This is a genomic window from Nocardioides marinus (assembly GCF_013408145.1).
GTDB classification, from domain to species: Bacteria; Actinomycetota; Actinomycetes; order Propionibacteriales; family Nocardioidaceae; genus Nocardioides; species Nocardioides marinus.
The window spans coordinates 147,043-161,347 of sequence record NZ_JACBZI010000001.1; the positions used below are offsets into that span (position 1 = coordinate 147,043).

The 14,305-nt window shown below is 74.2% G+C and carries 21 protein-coding genes and 4 tRNA genes; 9 read left to right on the forward strand and 16 right to left on the reverse strand.

Going from position 1 to position 14,305, the window contains the following annotated elements; translation table 11 throughout:
* The gene (locus BKA05_RS00730; RefSeq protein WP_218842192.1) at positions 1-1,002 is read left to right on the forward strand and encodes an ATP-binding cassette domain-containing protein; all 1,002 of its coding nucleotides are present in this window, start codon (positions 1-3) and stop codon (positions 1,000-1,002) included.
* Positions 999-1,973, forward strand: coding sequence for a carbohydrate ABC transporter permease (locus tag BKA05_RS00735; protein ID WP_179529720.1), 975 nt, complete (start codon positions 999-1,001; stop codon positions 1,971-1,973). The genes BKA05_RS00730 and BKA05_RS00735 overlap by 4 nt, the downstream gene beginning before the upstream one ends.
* Positions 1,974-2,039: 66 nt before the next feature.
* Here BKA05_RS00735 and BKA05_RS00740 read toward each other — a convergent pair whose 3' ends face one another.
* The 9 genes from BKA05_RS00740 to BKA05_RS00780 all read right to left on the reverse strand — a co-directional run bounded on the left by BKA05_RS00740 (position 2,040) and on the right by BKA05_RS00780 (position 5,279).
* Positions 2,040-2,435 (reverse strand): Fur family transcriptional regulator, encoded by a 396-nt coding sequence (locus BKA05_RS00740; RefSeq protein ID WP_179529721.1) that lies wholly within the window; start codon positions 2,433-2,435, stop codon positions 2,040-2,042.
* Between the two features lie 37 nt (positions 2,436-2,472).
* Positions 2,473-2,775, reverse strand: a complete 303-nt coding sequence (rpsN, locus tag BKA05_RS00745; protein WP_179529722.1) for a 30S ribosomal protein S14 — start codon at positions 2,773-2,775, stop codon at positions 2,473-2,475.
* Complete coding sequence (gene rpmG, locus BKA05_RS00750) at positions 2,775-2,945, reverse strand: 50S ribosomal protein L33 (RefSeq protein ID WP_179529723.1); 171 nt, start codon at positions 2,943-2,945, stop codon at positions 2,775-2,777. Before rpmG ends, rpsN begins: the two co-directional genes overlap by 1 nt.
* Positions 2,945-3,181 (reverse strand): 50S ribosomal protein L28, encoded by a 237-nt coding sequence (gene rpmB / locus BKA05_RS00755; RefSeq protein ID WP_179529724.1) that lies wholly within the window; start codon positions 3,179-3,181, stop codon positions 2,945-2,947. The genes rpmG and rpmB overlap by 1 nt, the downstream gene beginning before the upstream one ends.
* 35 nt (positions 3,182-3,216) lie before the next feature.
* The gene (gene ykgO, locus BKA05_RS00760; protein ID WP_179529725.1) at positions 3,217-3,339 is read right to left on the reverse strand and encodes a type B 50S ribosomal protein L36; all 123 of its coding nucleotides are present in this window, start codon (positions 3,337-3,339) and stop codon (positions 3,217-3,219) included.
* A 37-nt stretch (positions 3,340-3,376) separates the two neighbouring features.
* Positions 3,377-3,619, reverse strand: coding sequence for a 30S ribosomal protein S18 (gene rpsR, locus BKA05_RS00765; protein WP_179529726.1), 243 nt, complete (start codon positions 3,617-3,619; stop codon positions 3,377-3,379).
* Complete coding sequence (rpmF, locus tag BKA05_RS00770; protein ID WP_179529727.1) at positions 3,616-3,834, reverse strand: 50S ribosomal protein L32; 219 nt, start codon at positions 3,832-3,834, stop codon at positions 3,616-3,618. The genes rpsR and rpmF overlap by 4 nt, the downstream gene beginning before the upstream one ends.
* Positions 3,835-3,921: 87 nt before the next feature.
* Positions 3,922-5,007 (reverse strand): GTP-binding protein, encoded by a 1,086-nt coding sequence (locus BKA05_RS00775; protein ID WP_179529728.1) that lies wholly within the window; start codon positions 5,005-5,007, stop codon positions 3,922-3,924.
* Positions 5,004-5,279 (reverse strand): type B 50S ribosomal protein L31, encoded by a 276-nt coding sequence (locus BKA05_RS00780; protein ID WP_179529729.1) that lies wholly within the window; start codon positions 5,277-5,279, stop codon positions 5,004-5,006. Before BKA05_RS00780 ends, BKA05_RS00775 begins: the two co-directional genes overlap by 4 nt.
* Positions 5,280-5,378: 99 nt before the next feature.
* On the opposite strand from BKA05_RS00780, the gene BKA05_RS00785 reads away from it, so the two are divergent.
* Positions 5,379-5,657 carry an HU family DNA-binding protein gene (locus BKA05_RS00785; RefSeq protein ID WP_179529730.1) on the forward strand — a complete coding sequence of 93 codons (279 nt, stop codon included), beginning with the start codon at positions 5,379-5,381 and terminating at the stop codon, positions 5,655-5,657.
* Positions 5,658-5,795: 138 nt separating this feature from the next.
* On the opposite strand, the gene BKA05_RS00790 is transcribed toward BKA05_RS00785, so the two are convergent.
* Positions 5,796-6,764 carry a bile acid:sodium symporter gene (locus BKA05_RS00790; RefSeq protein ID WP_179529731.1) on the reverse strand — a complete coding sequence of 323 codons (969 nt, stop codon included), beginning with the start codon at positions 6,762-6,764 and terminating at the stop codon, positions 5,796-5,798.
* Between the two features lie 81 nt (positions 6,765-6,845).
* Between BKA05_RS00790 and BKA05_RS20150 the strand changes: the two genes are divergently transcribed.
* Together BKA05_RS20150 and BKA05_RS00800 are read left to right on the forward strand one after the other, a co-directional pair.
* The gene (locus BKA05_RS20150) at positions 6,846-8,054 is read left to right on the forward strand and encodes a cytochrome P450 (protein ID WP_218842195.1); all 1,209 of its coding nucleotides are present in this window, start codon (positions 6,846-6,848) and stop codon (positions 8,052-8,054) included.
* 211 nt (positions 8,055-8,265) lie between these two features.
* The gene (locus BKA05_RS00800; protein ID WP_343045456.1) at positions 8,266-9,516 is read left to right on the forward strand and encodes a cytochrome P450; all 1,251 of its coding nucleotides are present in this window, start codon (positions 8,266-8,268) and stop codon (positions 9,514-9,516) included.
* Between the two features lie 71 nt (positions 9,517-9,587).
* On the opposite strand, the gene BKA05_RS00805 is transcribed toward BKA05_RS00800, so the two are convergent.
* The 3 genes from BKA05_RS00805 to BKA05_RS00815 form a co-directional block, all read right to left on the reverse strand.
* Positions 9,588-9,661, reverse strand: a tRNA-Phe gene (locus tag BKA05_RS00805).
* A gap of 34 nt (positions 9,662-9,695) precedes the next feature.
* Positions 9,696-10,748, reverse strand: coding sequence for a LacI family DNA-binding transcriptional regulator (locus BKA05_RS00810; protein ID WP_179529732.1), 1,053 nt, complete (start codon positions 10,746-10,748; stop codon positions 9,696-9,698).
* Positions 10,749-10,804: 56 nt separating this feature from the next.
* On the reverse strand, positions 10,805-11,017 hold the full coding sequence (locus BKA05_RS00815; RefSeq protein ID WP_179529733.1) for a hypothetical protein: 213 nt from the start codon (positions 11,015-11,017) through the stop codon (positions 10,805-10,807).
* A 123-nt stretch (positions 11,018-11,140) separates the two neighbouring features.
* On the opposite strand from BKA05_RS00815, the gene BKA05_RS00820 reads away from it, so the two are divergent.
* Positions 11,141-11,213: transfer RNA gene (locus tag BKA05_RS00820), tRNA-Glu, on the forward strand.
* A gap of 25 nt (positions 11,214-11,238) precedes the next feature.
* Positions 11,239-11,316: transfer RNA gene (locus BKA05_RS00825), tRNA-Gly, on the forward strand.
* 132 nt (positions 11,317-11,448) lie between these two features.
* Here BKA05_RS00825 and BKA05_RS00830 read toward each other — a convergent pair.
* On the reverse strand, positions 11,449-12,804 hold the full coding sequence (locus BKA05_RS00830; protein WP_179529734.1) for a helix-turn-helix domain-containing protein: 1,356 nt from the start codon (positions 12,802-12,804) through the stop codon (positions 11,449-11,451).
* Positions 12,805-12,980: 176 nt separating this feature from the next.
* On the opposite strand from BKA05_RS00830, the gene BKA05_RS00835 reads away from it, so the two are divergent.
* Positions 12,981-13,057 (forward strand) — tRNA-Asp (locus BKA05_RS00835).
* A gap of 95 nt (positions 13,058-13,152) precedes the next feature.
* The gene (locus BKA05_RS00840) at positions 13,153-13,509 is read left to right on the forward strand and encodes a metallopeptidase family protein (RefSeq protein ID WP_179529735.1); all 357 of its coding nucleotides are present in this window, start codon (positions 13,153-13,155) and stop codon (positions 13,507-13,509) included.
* Positions 13,510-13,528: 19 nt separating this feature from the next.
* Here the strand turns inward: BKA05_RS00840 and BKA05_RS00845 are convergent, their stop codons facing one another.
* Positions 13,529-13,867, reverse strand: a complete 339-nt coding sequence (locus BKA05_RS00845; RefSeq protein WP_179529736.1) for a CrcB family protein — start codon at positions 13,865-13,867, stop codon at positions 13,529-13,531.
* The gene (locus BKA05_RS00850; protein WP_218842197.1) at positions 13,864-14,238 is read right to left on the reverse strand and encodes a CrcB family protein; all 375 of its coding nucleotides are present in this window, start codon (positions 14,236-14,238) and stop codon (positions 13,864-13,866) included. Before BKA05_RS00850 ends, BKA05_RS00845 begins: the two co-directional genes overlap by 4 nt.
* Positions 14,239-14,305 lie beyond the last annotated feature (67 nt).

Sequence of the window (14,305 nt, forward strand, 5' to 3'; positions counted from 1 at the left end):
GTGTCCGCCCCCGCCCCCTCCTCCGGGCCGCCCACGCTCGAGCTGCGTGCCGTCGAGGTCTCCCACGGCCGTCGCCGGGTGCTGCACGCCCTGTCCCTCGACGTCCGACCCGGAGAGCTGCTCGTCGTGGTCGGGCCCAGCGGCAGCGGGAAGACCACGATGCTGCGCGCCGCGGCCGGCCTCGAGCCCGTCGACTCCGGCCGGGTGCTGCTCGACGGCGACGACATCACCGACCTCGCGCCCGGCCAGCGCGACCTCGCGATGGTCTTCGCCGACCTGGCGCTGCTCCCGCACCTCGACGTCGCCGCCAACATCGGCTTCGGCGAGCTGGCCCGCGGGGCACGCCGCCGGCAGGTGCGCGCCCGCGTCAAGGAGGTCGCCGCCGACTTCGGGATCGCCGACCTGCTGGGACGGCGGGTGACCCGGCTCTCCGGCGGGGAGCAGCAGCGCGTGGCACTGGCCCGGGCCGCGCTGCGCCGCCCCTCGGCCTACCTCCTCGACGAGCCGCTCTCCCACCTCGACCCGGTGCTGCGCGAGGAGGCCCGCTCCCAGGTGCAGGTGCTGCGCTCCCGTGACGGGGCTCCGGTCGTGCTGGTGACCCACGACCCGCACGAGGCGCTGTCGATGGGTGACCGGGTGGCCGTGCTCCGCGAGGGACGCATCGTCCAGGTGGGCACGCCCGAGGAGGTCTACGCGACGCCCGCGGACACCTTCGTGGCCCGCTTCGTCGGGCCGCTGCCGATGAACCTGCTCTCCCGCGACGACGGCCACGTCGGCATCCGCCCCGAGCACGTCCGGCTCGGGGACGACCTCGATGCCCGGGTCCAGCGGGTCGAGCACGCCGGCACCGAGGCGGTCGTGCACACCACCACCGAGCGCGGGCCCGTCGTGCTCCGACTGCCCTGGGGCGAGCGACCCCGGGTGGGGGACGACGTGCGCCTGGGGTGGTCGCCCGCGCACCTGCACGCCTTCGACCGCGACGGGCGGCGGCTGGCCCGATGACTGCTGCTGCCCCCGAGACGGAGGAGGCCGCCGGGTCACCCGAGCCCCGCGCCGATGCCTCGGCCGCGCCGCGGCGCGGGGTCGGCGAGCCCGGATACGGCCGGCTCGGGGTGCCGTACGTCGTCGGGCTGGTGCTCGTGGTCGGCCTGCCGCTGCTGGCCGGAGCGGCCCTGGGGCTGACCGAGTTCCACGGGATCGACCGGCCCCGCTTCGTCGGCCTCGACCAGGTGCGCGAGGCGTTCGACGACGACGCGCTGCACCGCGCGCTGCGGGCCACCGGGCTGCTGGTGGCGCTGGTCGTCCCGACCAGGTTGCTGCTCGTCCTGCCCCTGGCCCTGCTGCTGGCCGGCCCGCCGCCCGGCCGACGCTCGCGGTTGACCGGCCGGGTCGCCCGCGGCTGGGGTCGGGTCGCGGCCGTCGCGCCCACCGTCGTACCCGAGTCCGCGTGGGCGCTGCTGTGGCTGTGGCTGCTCAACCCGGTCAACGGGCCGGTCGCGCTGGCGCTGGGCCCCGGCACCGGGCTGCTGACCGAGCCCGGCCCGACGCGGCTCGGCGTCGCGGCGATGGTGGCGCTGCAGCTGGGGGAGTCCTTCGTGGTGCTGCTCGCGGCCCGCGCGGCCCTGCCCCGCGCGGTGATGGAGGCCGCGGCGATGGAGGGGGCCTCGTCGGCGTACGTCCTGCGGAGGGTGACGCTCCCGCTGCTCGCCCCGGTCATCGGGTTCCTGGTCCTGCGCGACACCGTGCTGGTCGCGACGGCGGTGTTCGTGCCGATCCTCGTGCTCACCGACGGCGGTCCGCGCGAGGCGACGACCACGCTGCCCGTGCTGCTCTACCGCCAGGGGTTCCTCTACGGCGACCTCGGCTACGTCAGCGCCGTCTCGGTCCTGGTGCTGCTGGCCACGGTGCTCCTCGTCGCCCTCACCGTGGCGCCCGTGCTCCTGCTGCGGCGGCTGCGCGCCCGGGAGCGGTGAGTCCTGAACCGTCTCGCGAGGCGGGTCGGTTGGCCACGCACCGCCCACCCGGGCGGCCGCGCCGGGTCAGCCGCAGTCGGGGCAGAGCCCGAAGATCTCGACCGTGTGCGAGACGTCGGTGAAGCCGTGCTCGGCCGCTGCGCGGTCGGCCCACCGCTCGACCACCGGTCCGGTGAGCTCGACGGCTCGTCCACAGGAGCGGCACACGAGGTGGTGGTGGTGCTGGGTGCTGCACTGGCGGTACAGCACCTCGCCGGACTCGTTGCGCACGCTGTCGACCTCGTCGGTCTCGCTGAGCGTCTGCAGGGTGCGGTAGACCGTCGCCAGCCCCACGGTCTCTCCCCGTGAGCGCAGCATCTGGTGGATGTCCTGGGCGCTCGTGAGGGCGTCGAGCTCGCCGACCAGCTCTCGGACCACCGTCTGCTGGCGGGTGGTGCGACGGGCGCCGGAGGGCTGGGCCATGGGGGGAGTCTAGGGACCCCCGTGGCCGTCGAGTCGGCTACCAGGAGGACTTCGTGATGCCGGGCAGCTCGCCCCGGTGGGCCAGCGTGCGCAGGTTGATGCGCGACAGGCCGACCTTGCCGACGTAGCCGCGGGGTCGTCCGTCGACCTGGTCGCGGTGGCGCACGCGGACGGGGCTGGCGTCCCGGGGCAGCCGCGACAGCGCCCGTACGGCGGCGTCGCGTTCCTCGGGGGTCGCGGCGGTGCGGACGGCCTGCTTCAGGGCGGCGCGCCGCTCGGCGTACCTCGCGACGACCTGCGTGCGGCGCTCGTTGGCGACGATCTTGGACCTCTTGGCCATCAGCGCTCCTCCTTGAAGTCGACGTGCCGACGCACGCGGGGGTCGTACTTCCTCATCACGAGGCGGTCGGGGTCGTTCCGGCGGTTCTTCCTGGTCACGTAGGTGTAGCCGGTGCCCGCGGTGGAGCGGAGCTTGACGATCGGCCGGACGTCGCTGCCCTTGCCCGCCATCAGACCCGCCCTCCGCGGGCGCGGATGTCGGCGACGACCGCCTCGATGCCGCGCCGGTCGACGGTCTTGATGCCGCGAGCGCTGAGGGTGAGCGTGACGTGGCGCCCCAGGCTGGGCACCCAGTAGCGCTTGGACTGGATGTTGACGTCGAACCGGCGCTTGGTGCGGCGGTGCGAGTGGGAGACGTGGTGACCGAAGCCGGGCTCGGCCCCGGTCACCTGGCAGACGCGTGCCATGGAGATCCTTGGTTCCTCTCTGGACGGGTCGCCGCTCAGCCCTGGCGGGTCTTGAGCCGCGGGTTGCGCTTGTTGATGACGTAGATCCGTCCCCGGCGGCGGACGACCTGGGAGCCGGGCTGGTTCTTGACCGAACGGATCGAGTTGCGGACCTTCACGGGTCCCTCCTGTTCTGTGGCTTCGCGGCAGCGCCGTTCAGCGGCTGGTGTAGGGCAGCAGCGCCATCTCGCGGGCGTTCTTGATCGCCCGGGTGACCATGCGCTGCTGCTGCGGGGTGACCCCGGTGATCCGGCGGGAGCGGATCTTCCCGCGGTCGGAGACGAAGGTGCGCAGCAGCGGGACGTCCCTGAAGTCCACGCTGGTCACCTCCGGCCCGAGCAGCGGCTTCTTGCGGGCGCGCGGTCGGGCGGGTGCGGTACGCCGCTGGGGGCTGCTCATCGGCCGGCCCCTGTCCGCATCCCGGTCCCCGCCGCTGTCGCCGACCCCGTCCAGGGCGTGACGTAGCCGCGTTGGACGGCGCGGACGAGGCGGCGCGGGACCAGGCAGGTCTCGCCGGCGACGACCACGGGCACGAGGCCGGGGGTGCTCGCCTTCCACTGCGATCGACGGTGTCGGGTGTTGCTGCGAGAGGTGCGGCGCTTGGGGACGGCCACGGGCTCTCCTCCTTCTCGATGGTCCTGGGCTGGGGCTCGGTGTTCCTGGGAACTGCTGGGTGCTGGGTGGTGCTGGGTGGTGCTGGGTCAGGCGACGTCGCGGATGTCGCCGAGCCACGGCTCGAGGCCGTCCTCGAGCACCCGCCAGCTGCGCTGGTCGAGCAGCGCCTCGGTGGGGGTGAGCAGGATGTCCTCGAAGGCCCCGGCCAGGTCGGTGGGCGTGGAACCGAGCCCGGTCACGACCAGGCGCGTCACCGGCGTACGACGGCCCCAGGAGCCGAAGCCCCCGATGCTCAGCTGGCCGCCGGCGCCCGACCACTCCAGCAGGCTGCCGGGACGGGTCGGGAGCCAGAACGAGCCGCGGGAGCGGAACGGACCGCTGCCCAGCCGCTCGACCTGGTCGAGCAGGCGCTCGGGGTGGAAGGGGCGTGGGGAGCAGAGGTCCAGTCGCCACGCGAGCCCGGCGGTCGCGTCGTCGAGCGCGGGGATGCGGGTGTCGAGCGCGGGGGAGACCCAGGCGCGAACGACCGACGACGAGCGGCGCCGGCTGGTCAGCGCCGGCCCGTCGACCTCGGTGGCCGCGCAGACGACCTCGGCGTCGGGGCGGGCCAGGGCACGCACGAGCGCCAGCTCCTCGTCGGGGACCTCGCCCTCGAGCACGACGACGTCGGCGAGCTCGACCTGGGCGCAGGCGACCTCACCGACGCCACGGTTGTCATCGGGGCCCGTGTGGAGGTCCAGCTCGCGCAGCAGGTCGTCGCCGAGCAGCACGCGCGAGAGGTCCGTGCTGCTCAGAGCGGCGACGACGGAGGTGAGCTTGAGGTGGCGGGCCAGCCGGGTGTCGGACTCCAGGGCGTGGGTCAGCTGGCCGGCCTCGGTGGACGTGGGCAGCCCGGAGACGATGGTGCGCCAACGGCCGTCGCGACCCAGGCGCTCCAGCGTCGGCAGGATGTCCTCGCGCAGGGCGCAGCCGACGCAGGCGTGCTCGAGCTGGACGTGCTCCTGCTCCAACACCCCGGAGGCGTCGCTGACCGTGCGGGTCAGCACCTGGGAGTGGGGGTCGATGCGGTGTCGGACCACCACGGCGTCGGGCAGGTCCCAGGACAGGCTCATCAGCGTGGCGTCCATGGCCACGGGGTCGACCCCGGTCACGACGAGCAGGGGGGTCCTCATGCCGGGTCGTCCTTCCGTGCCCCCGCGGCCCCGTAGCGGCGCTGGAACTTCTCGACGCGACCCTCGCTGTCGAGCGTGCGGGCGGTGCCGGTCCAGAACGGGTGGCTGTCGCTGGAGATGTCCACGTCGACGACCGGGTAGGTCACGCCGTCCACCCCCGTCTGCGGGGCGTCGGCGCGGCCGACCAGCGTCGAGCGCGTCAGGAACAGCCGCCCGGTGCTGCGGTCCCTGAAGGCCACCGGGCCGTACTCGGGGTGGATCCCCTGCTTCACGTCGTCCTCCTGGTGTCAGTAACGAGAATCATTCTCACTATGACACAGTGGTGGTCCCGGGTCCATCCGACCCGGGTTCCGCACGAGTGAGGAGCACGCATGAACCGCAAGGACCTGGTCGAGACCATCGCGCAGGGGGCGAACCTTTCCGCCGCCCAGGCCGATGCCGCGCTGACGGCGTTCGTCGCCGGGGTCACCGACGCCGTCGCCACCGGAGACCGGGTGGCCGTCGCCGGCTTCGGGACCTTCGAGCCGCGCGAGCGCTCGGCACGCACCGGCCGCAACCCGCAGACCGGTCAGTCGATCGAGATCGCGGCCTCCGTCGCGCCGGCCTTCAAGCCGGCCGCCGCGTTCAAGCAGGCGGTGGCGCGGGGCTGAGTGCTCGGCTCAGGCCGGCTCGCGAGCCGGCGGTGGGTCCTCGACCGTGACGCGACGTACGACGGGTCAGGGCCCACCGCCGTTCGTCGGCCCCGCGCTGGGCGGTGAGTGGTCAACCGATCCGGAGTCCGGGATGGTTCAGGCCACGCCGCTGTGCGCGTCGCGTCGCCGCCACCAGGCCGCCAGGGCGAACCCGGTGGCCACGTCCCAGACGCCCCAGAGTCCGCAGACCAGTGCCACGCCGCCGTACTCCGGGAAGAACGCGAGCGCCAGCACCAGCGCGAGCGCCGTGTTGCGCACGCCGGTCTCCAGCGTGATCGCGCGCCGCGCCCGCGCCGGGACCCGGCACAGCACGGCGACGCCCGCGCCGACGAGCAGCGACAGCACGTTCTGGGCGACGACCGCGGGGCCCACGTCGAGCAGGTACGGCGCACCCACGCGCAGGTTGGAGGCCAGCCCGCCGACCACGATCAGCAGCAGCATCACCAGCACCGTCGGCTCGACCGCCGGGCGGATGCGGGCGGCCAGGGTGGGACGGGTCCGCGCGAGCAGGATGCCCAGCGCGAACGGCGTGACGATCAGCAGCAGCACCTCCCCCAGCACCTCGACCGGGCTGAGGTCGACCGCGTCGAGCACCTGGCTGGCCTGGGGGGAGAGGCCGGCCCAGAAGGCCAGCGCCAGCGGGGTCACGACCGCGGCCATCGAGCTGGAGACCGTCGTGAGCGAGACCGAGAGGGCCACGTCTCCGCGGGCGCGGTGCGTCAGCAGGTTCGACATGCTGCCGGCCGGGCCGGAGACCACGAGCAGCATCCCGAGCGCGACCGACGGGGGCAGGTCGAAGGCGGCGACCAGGCCCAGCGTGAGCAGGGGGACGATCACGAACTGGGCGGCCGTGACCGCCGCGAAGACCCGTGGGTGCCGCAGCGCCGCGCGCAGGTCCTCGAGCCGTACGTCGAGCGCGATGCCCAGCAGGAGCAGCCCGATCATCAGCTTCACGGCCAGGTTGAACCCGCCGCCGACGTCGAGGCTGAAGTCGTCGATGTCACGGGCCGCGGCCACTGCGTCGACCACGTCGACCAGCAGGGGGGCGACGCTCAGGGTCGGCACCGCGCCAGGCTAGGGGTCGCGGCGACCGGCGGTGGTGTCAACACTGTTGACCTGACCGTGTCGGACCGCGATCCTGTGGGGGTGCCGCACGCCGCCGCGACCCCCCGCTCGCACCCTGAGGTCGAGTACGACCCGCTGGACCCGGTCCTCGACGAGGCGCCCTACGAGGTGTGGCGGGCGATGCGCGACCGGCAGCCGGTCTACCTCGACCAGCGGCGGGGCTTCTGGGCGCTGTCGCGCTACGAGGACGTCGCCGCCGCCCTGAAGGACACCACGCGGTTCAGCTCCGCGCACGGCAACGTCCTGGAGCTGATGAGCCCCGAGCCGGTCGACAGCGGGATGATGATCCTCAACGACCCGCCCGGTCACACCCGGCTGCGCCAGCTGGTCTCGCGCGCGTTCACCCTGCGTCGTACCGCTGCGTTGGAGGAGGACGTCCGGGTCGTCTGCCGCGAGCTCCTCGACGCGATCGATGCCTCTTCGGAGGTCGACCTGATGCAGGAGTACGCCGCCCAGATCCCGTCCCGGGTGATCTCGCGGCTGCTCGGGGTCCCCGGCGAGGATCGCGAGCGGATCCGGCTGCTCATCGACGAGTGCTTCCACCTCGACGAGGAGCACGGCTTCGTCAACGACGTCGCCCTGACCGCGATGGGCGAGCTCGGCGGCTACCTCGACCGGCGGCTGCGCCACCTGGCCGAGGAGCCCGGCGACGACCTGCTCTCCGCGCTCACGCAGACCGGGCTCACCCGCCGCGAGACCGTCGACTTCGCCATGCTGCTGGTGATGGCCGGCACCGAGACCGTTGGCCGGCTGCTCGGGTGGGCGGCGCTGCTGCTCGACGAGCACCCCGACCAGCGCGCCGACCTGGTCGCGGACCCGTCGCTGATCCCGCGGGCGGTCGAGGAGGTGCTGCGCTTCGAGGGGCCCTCGCCGGTCCAGGCGCGATTCACCACCGAGGACGTCACGCTGCACGGCGTCACCATCCCGGCCCGCTCGGTCGTGCTGCTGCTGACCTCCTCGGCCGGCCGCGACGAGCGGCAGTACGGTCCCGACGCCGGCGTCTTCGACCTCCATCGCGAGCCGCGCCACCACGTCTCCTTCGGGTACGGCGTGCACTTCTGCCTCGGCGCCTCGCTGGCTCGCCTGGAGTCCCGCGTCGCCCTGGAGGAGCTGCTCGCCCGCTTCCCCACGTGGAGCGTCGACCGCGACGGCAGCGTCCGCGCCCACACCTCCACCGTGCGCGGCTGGTCCCGTCTCCTCGTCCGCCTCGACACCCCCACCCCCAGCTGACCCCTCGTCTCCCGCCGAGCCGGCGCATCAATACGCCGGTTCGACCCGCAGTTCCCGCCGAGCCGGCGTATCAATACGCCGGTTCGACCCGCAGTTCCCGCCGAGCCGGCGCATCAATACGCCGGTTCGACCCGCAGTTCCCGCCGAGCCGGCGCATCAATACGCCGGTTCGACCCGATCACCGAGGCCCGCGGGGTGTGAGGATGGGCGGGTGACGACGGGCGTGGGCGGTGTGGGCGGGGTGGGCGGGAGTGCCGGGAGCGACGCTTCAGGGAGGGTGTTCCTGGACCTCGCGGACCCGGCGTTCGACACCACGTCGGAGCAGGTGCACGCCGCGCGCGAGGCGGACTGGCTGGTGCGGACGTCGTACGGCTTCGCGGTGCTGCGCTACGACGAGGCCAACGAGCTGCTGACCGACCGCCGGTTCCGGCAGGGCAACGCGCGGTGGCCGGAGCAGAACGGGGTCACCGAGGGGCCGTTCCTCGCGTGGTGGCAGCGGGTGCTGCTGAGCCTGGACGGTGACGACCACGCCCGGCTGCGCCGTCTGCTGATGCCCGCGTTCAAGCGGCAGAGCATCCTGGCCATGCAGCCGCGCTTCGTCGAGATCGCCGAGGACCTCGTCGCCGGCTTCGCCGACCGGGGCGAGGTCGAGCTGATCGCGGAGTTCGCCGAGCCGTACTCCGCGCGCATCCTCTGCCTCCTCCTCGGCCTCCCCGAGCAGGAGTGGGAGCAGGTCGCGCACTGGGCCGACGACCTCGGTCGCTCGTTCGGCATCGCCGTGGCCCAGGACCTCCCGCTCATCGAGGCCGCCCTGGAGGGCCTGACGGGGTACGTCGACGCCGCGGTCGAGGGCCGGGCCGCCCACCCCCGCGACGACCTGGTCAGCACCTTGGTGCAGGCGCACGCCGCCGACGGCCGGCTGACCCGCGACGAGCTGGTCGTGGGGCTGGTCTTCCTGGCCTTCGCCGGCATGGAGACCACCCGCAACCAGATCGGCCTGGCCGTGCAGACGCTGCTGCGCCACCCCGACCAGTGGCAGCTGCTCGCCGAGCGCCCCGAGCTCGGCGCGGCGGCGGTCGAGGAGGTCATGCGGGTGAACCCGACCGTCACGTGGGTGACCCGGGAGGCCACCACCGACCTGGAGTTCCGTGGGGTGCACTTCCCGGCCGGGTCGATCCTGCAGGTGCTCTCCCACGCGGCGGGCACCGACCCGCGGGTGATGCCGGAGCCGGCCTTCGACATCACCACGGCCCGCGAGCGTGCGCCGCACCTCGGCTTCGGCAAGGGCGTGCACCACTGCCTCGGCCACTTCGTCGCCCGCACGGACATGGCGGTCGCGCTGCCGATGCTGGCGCGCGCCATGCCCGAGGCCGTCGCCGACGGTCCGGGGGAGTGGCTGCCGGTCTCGGGCAACACCGGGGCACTGTCGTTCCCGATCCGCTTCCGCGCGAGGACCCGCTGAGGCGGGACGCGAACGGCCCCCGCCGGGAACCGACGGGGGCCGCGCTGCAGGTCAGAGCCCTGCGGTGCTCGTGGGCAGGGGCGGGGTCGAACCGCCGACCTATCACTTTTCAGGCGATCGCTCGTACCAACTGAGCTACCTGCCCGAGCGCGGACACCTTACCGCAGGCCTCGGGACGCTCACGAATCAGAGGGGGGTGGAGCGGTGCTCTCCCGCACGACGAGCGAGGTCGGCAGCACCGTGCGCGCCGGGTCGGGGCCGGTGGCCCCCATCGAGTCCAGCAGCGCTGCGACCGCCAGCCGTCCCTTGTCGGAGACCGGCTGGCTGACCGTGGTGAGGGTGGGGTGGACGGCGGTCGCGAGGCTGGAGTCGTCGAAGCCGACGACCGAGACGTCCTGCGGCACGCGCAGGCCGAGTGACTCCGCCGCCCGCATCGCCTGGGCGGCGTAGACGTCGGAGAAGCACAGCAGGCCGGTCGGGCGGTCGGGTCGCTCGAGCAGGCGGCGGGCCGCGTCGTACGCCGCCGTGACGGGCCGGAAGGGGGCCAGCTCGACCGCGGGGTCGATGCCGGCCCCGGCCAGGGCCGCGCGCCACCCGGCGTCGCGCTCGGAGGCGGGCGGGTTCCACGGGGCGTCGGTGGGCGTCTCGTCGAGGGCCCCGCCCTGGATCGGGTGGAGGTTGAGCAGGCCGACCCGCCGATGGCCGAGGTCCACGAGGTGCTGGGCCGCGGCCCGGGCTCCCGCGCGGTCGTCGACGTTGATCGACGGGTGGCCGGGCAGGGCCTCCTGGTCGACGGTCACCAGGGGCAGGTCCCGTCTGCGCAGCCAGGCCAGGTCGGTCGACTCCGGCTCGCACACGTAGACGAGCGCGCCGTCCATGGGGACGTCGCGGGCCGGGACGGTCTCCCCGCCGACCCCGGCGGTGATGAGGGTGAGGGCGAGCCCGTGGTCGGAGAGCGCGTCGGCGACGGCCACGAGGAACTCGGCGCCCACGGGGTCCGAGGCCTGCTCGCTGAGCCGCCCGGTGATCAGCAGCCCCACGGTGCCGGTGCGTCCGCGGGCCAGGGCGCGCGCGGCCGGGTCGGGGCCGACGTACCCGAGCTCGTCGGCGACGGCCAGGATCCGCTCGCGCAGCTCGGCGGAGAGCTTCTCGGGGCGGGAGAAGGCGTTGGAGACCGTCATCCGGCTCACGCCGACCTCGTCGGCGATCGACTGGAGGGTCACCTTGCCCATCGGTGCCCTCCTCGGTGGTCGTCTCGGCTGGTGGGGGTCAGGTCCGGCCGCTCGTCTCAGGGGACCTGGCAGCCGATCATGCCCGAGCGGGTGGCCGGGCGCGGCTCGACCCACCCTGCCACGCGGCGCAGGACCTGGGCGACGCCGTCGCGCAGGCCGACCAGTCGGGGCTCCCGGTCGGCGACGACGGGGGCGTCGGGTCGTGCGCTCAGGACGTGGGCGCGGGTGGCCGGCAGGGCCAGGACGGGCAGGGCGGTGTCGTGCAGCACGGCGGTCCTCCTCGGAACGCGAGACGAAGTGTGTACCGGTAAACTACTCAATATTGGTATACCGGTCAACTCCTCCACGACTGCGCGCGCCGGAGAGGTCCTCGGTAGAGTCCCCTCCCACTGGCCCCCATCGTCTAGCGGCCCAGGACCCCGCCCTTTCACGGCGGTAGCACGGGTTCGAATCCCGTTGGGGGTGCGCAGCCGCGCGGAGGACGATGGGAGCCATCGTCTAGCGGGCGGGCATCCGAGGACCCCGCCCTGCCACGGCGGTAGCACGGGTTCGAATCCCGTTGGGGGTGCGCAGCCGCGCGGAGGACGATGGGAGCCATCGTCTAACGGGCGGGCATCCGAGGACCCCGCCCTTTCACGGCGGTAGCACGGGTTCGAATCCCGTGGGGGTGCCAACCACGCGAGCGTGACGAGCGCCCCGCTCAGGCGTGCAGGCGCTGGCGCGAGGTCTGCAGCCCGGTGGAGGCGGCCGCCCGTCGGAACGCGTCGAGCGCCAGGTCCGCCTCGCCGACCCCCTCGAGCAGTCCGCCGAGGTCGAACCACAGCTGGGCGACCTGACGGTCCGCGCCCGCCGCGCTGAGCGCCATCACCGCCCGCTGGAACGCCGCACGCGCTGCGCCGGCATGTCCCTGGTGCAGGGCCACCTCGCCGACCAGGACGTGGGCGTCGGCGGCCACGAGCGGCGCCGAGTCGCCCACCGAGCCCAGGACCTCGTGCGCCCTGGCGGCGGCCTCGTCGTGACGGCCCTGCAGGAGGCAGGCGCGGGCCTGCCACACCTGGTTCAGGGCGAGGTCGACCGTGCTCGCGTCACTGTTGCGCAGCTCGTCCTCGGCCTGACGCAGCTCGACGAACGCGGCATCGGGGTCGGGCGGATCCGTCTTGAGGTGCATCAGCCCCAGCTGGCTGCGCAGGCGGGCCTGGTTGCGTCCACCGGACGCCTGCTGCAGCAGCGCGAGGGCGTGCCGGGCCAGGGGCATCGCGGCGGCGGGGCGGCCGCGCTGGGACTCGATCACGCTGGCGTTCCAGTACGCCGACGCGCGGGCGCGCGGGGAGTCCAGCCGCTCGGCCAGGTCGATCGCACGCCGGCACATGCGCGCGGCGTGCGCGACGTCGCCGCGCTCGAAGTGGGCTGCGGCGACCGTCACCGTCAAGGCGATGGCCTCGTCGCTGCCGCCGAGACCGAGCTCGTCCAGCACGCCGGCGGCGCGCTCGCCGACCTCGACCGCGCGAGCCAGGTCACCGGCCTCGCGGTAGCAGCGGCTCAGGGCGGTCAGGAGCTCCAGCCACCCGAGGTCCTCGGCGCCGCGCGCGGTGAGGTCCTCCAGGAGCAGGATGGCGCCGTCGAGGTCACCCAGGGCCTCGCGCAGTCGCGCGCGCAGGACCAGGGCCTCCCGGCGTACGTCGGGGAGCGTGTCGTCGTCGAGGCCGGCGAGGAGCCCGGCGGCGTCGTCGAGGTGGGCCTCGGCATCGGCGAGGTCGCCGGAGGTGAGCGCCAGGTCGGCCCAGGTCAGCCGGGTCCGCAGCTCGGGCTCCTGCTGGGGTCCGACGCCGGTCACCAGCTCCTCGACGGTGGTGCCGAGCCGGGCGGCGAGGCGCAGGAGCAGGGCCGGGTCGGGGCGGCGCTGGCCGGCCTCGATCCGGGACACGTACGCCGTGGACATCTCGCCCCCGGCCGCGTCGGTCTGGGTGAGCCCGGCCCGCAGGCGTGCGGAGCGGACCCGGGGTCCGAGCACCGCGGGGTCGATCGTGCGGCAGCGCTCGCTGAGGTCCGGATCCACATCCCGGATTCTGCCTGATCGCGACGGTGCGCACGGCGGCTTCCCCGAGGGCGGGCGGTCCCGGCCCCGCCCGGAACCCGGCGCGGTCGGGGCTCGATCGCGGGGAATTGGGCGTGCTGGAAAGCATGGGTTAGAGTTCCGACGCTTCCTCGGTGAGAGCCGAGGGTGAGCACCAAGGCCCCGTAGCGCAGTTGGTTAGCGCGCCGCCCTGTCACGGCGGAGGCCGCGGGTTCGAGTCCCGTCGGGGTCGCCATCAGGCGAGAGCCCCGGACCACCAGGTCCGGGGCTCTCGTGCTTCTCCGGCCCTGGCCCCCCGGGGGCCTCGGACGTGCCTGGCACGATGGGCCCGTGCCGATCGAGATGGACCGCGAGCGCTTCGACGCCCTCGTCGACGAGGCCCTCGACGCGATCCCCGAGGAGCTGGCCTCGCTCGTGCACAACCTCGTGGTGCTCGTCGAGGACGAGCCGCCCGCGCACGAGCCGGCCGACCTCCTGGGGCTCTACGACGGAGTCGCGCTGACCCAGCGCGACTCCAGCACGCTCATGCACCTGCCCGACCGGGTCTTCGTCTTCCGCAACCCGCTGCTGGACATGTGCGAGAGCGAGGAGGAGCTGGTCGAGGAGGTGCGCATCACCGTGGTCCACGAGATCGCCCACCACTTCGGGATCAGCGACGCACGACTGCACGACCTCGGCTACGCCTGAGCGCGAGCGACCCGCCCGGTCACCCCAGCAGCCGCCCCAGGCCGAAACCCGCCGCGCAGAGCGCGAGCGCCAGGCCCACGGTCAGTGCCGCGTAGGCCGTACCCCGGCGGTGCCCCAGCCCGTGCGCCTGGACGGCGAAGGAGGAGTAGGTCGTCAACGCCCCCGCGAAGCCCGTCCCGCCCAGGGCGAGGGCGTGCCCGCCGAGCGCCAGCCCGACCAGGAGCCCGAGCAGCAGGGAGCCGACGGAGTTGGCGACGAGGGTGCCGCGCGGCAGGCCGGGACGGTCCAGCCGGGCCGAGAGCCAGTAACGGGCCGGCGCGCCGACGGCGGCCCCGAGGGCGACCAGCAGCGGGGTCACCGCAGGTCCTCCGGCTGGTCGCGCAGGCGGGCCGCGGTGACCGCCAGCACGCCGGCGGCCAGGGTGCCGAGCACGTAGGCCGCGGCCAGTGCCGGCCGGCCGTCGGCGACCAGGACGCGGGCCTCCTCGGCGTACGCCGAGAGGGTGGTGAACCCGCCCAGCAGGCCGGGCCCCAGCGCTACCAGCAGCAGCGGCCGGCGGCGTACCGCCAGCAGCGTGGGCAGCAGGGCCAGCAGGAAGCAGCCGACCACGTTGACCGCGAGCGTCGCCCACGGGAACCCGTCGGTCGTGGGTGATGCGGCCCCGATCGCCCAGCGGCCCACGGCGCCGACGGCACCGCCGGCGGCGACGGCGGCCAGCTCGCGTCTCACGCAGGGCAGGCTAGCGAGGCCGAGGCGCCGCGGTCGGGTCAGCCGCGGCCAGAGGTGCCCGGGCCCG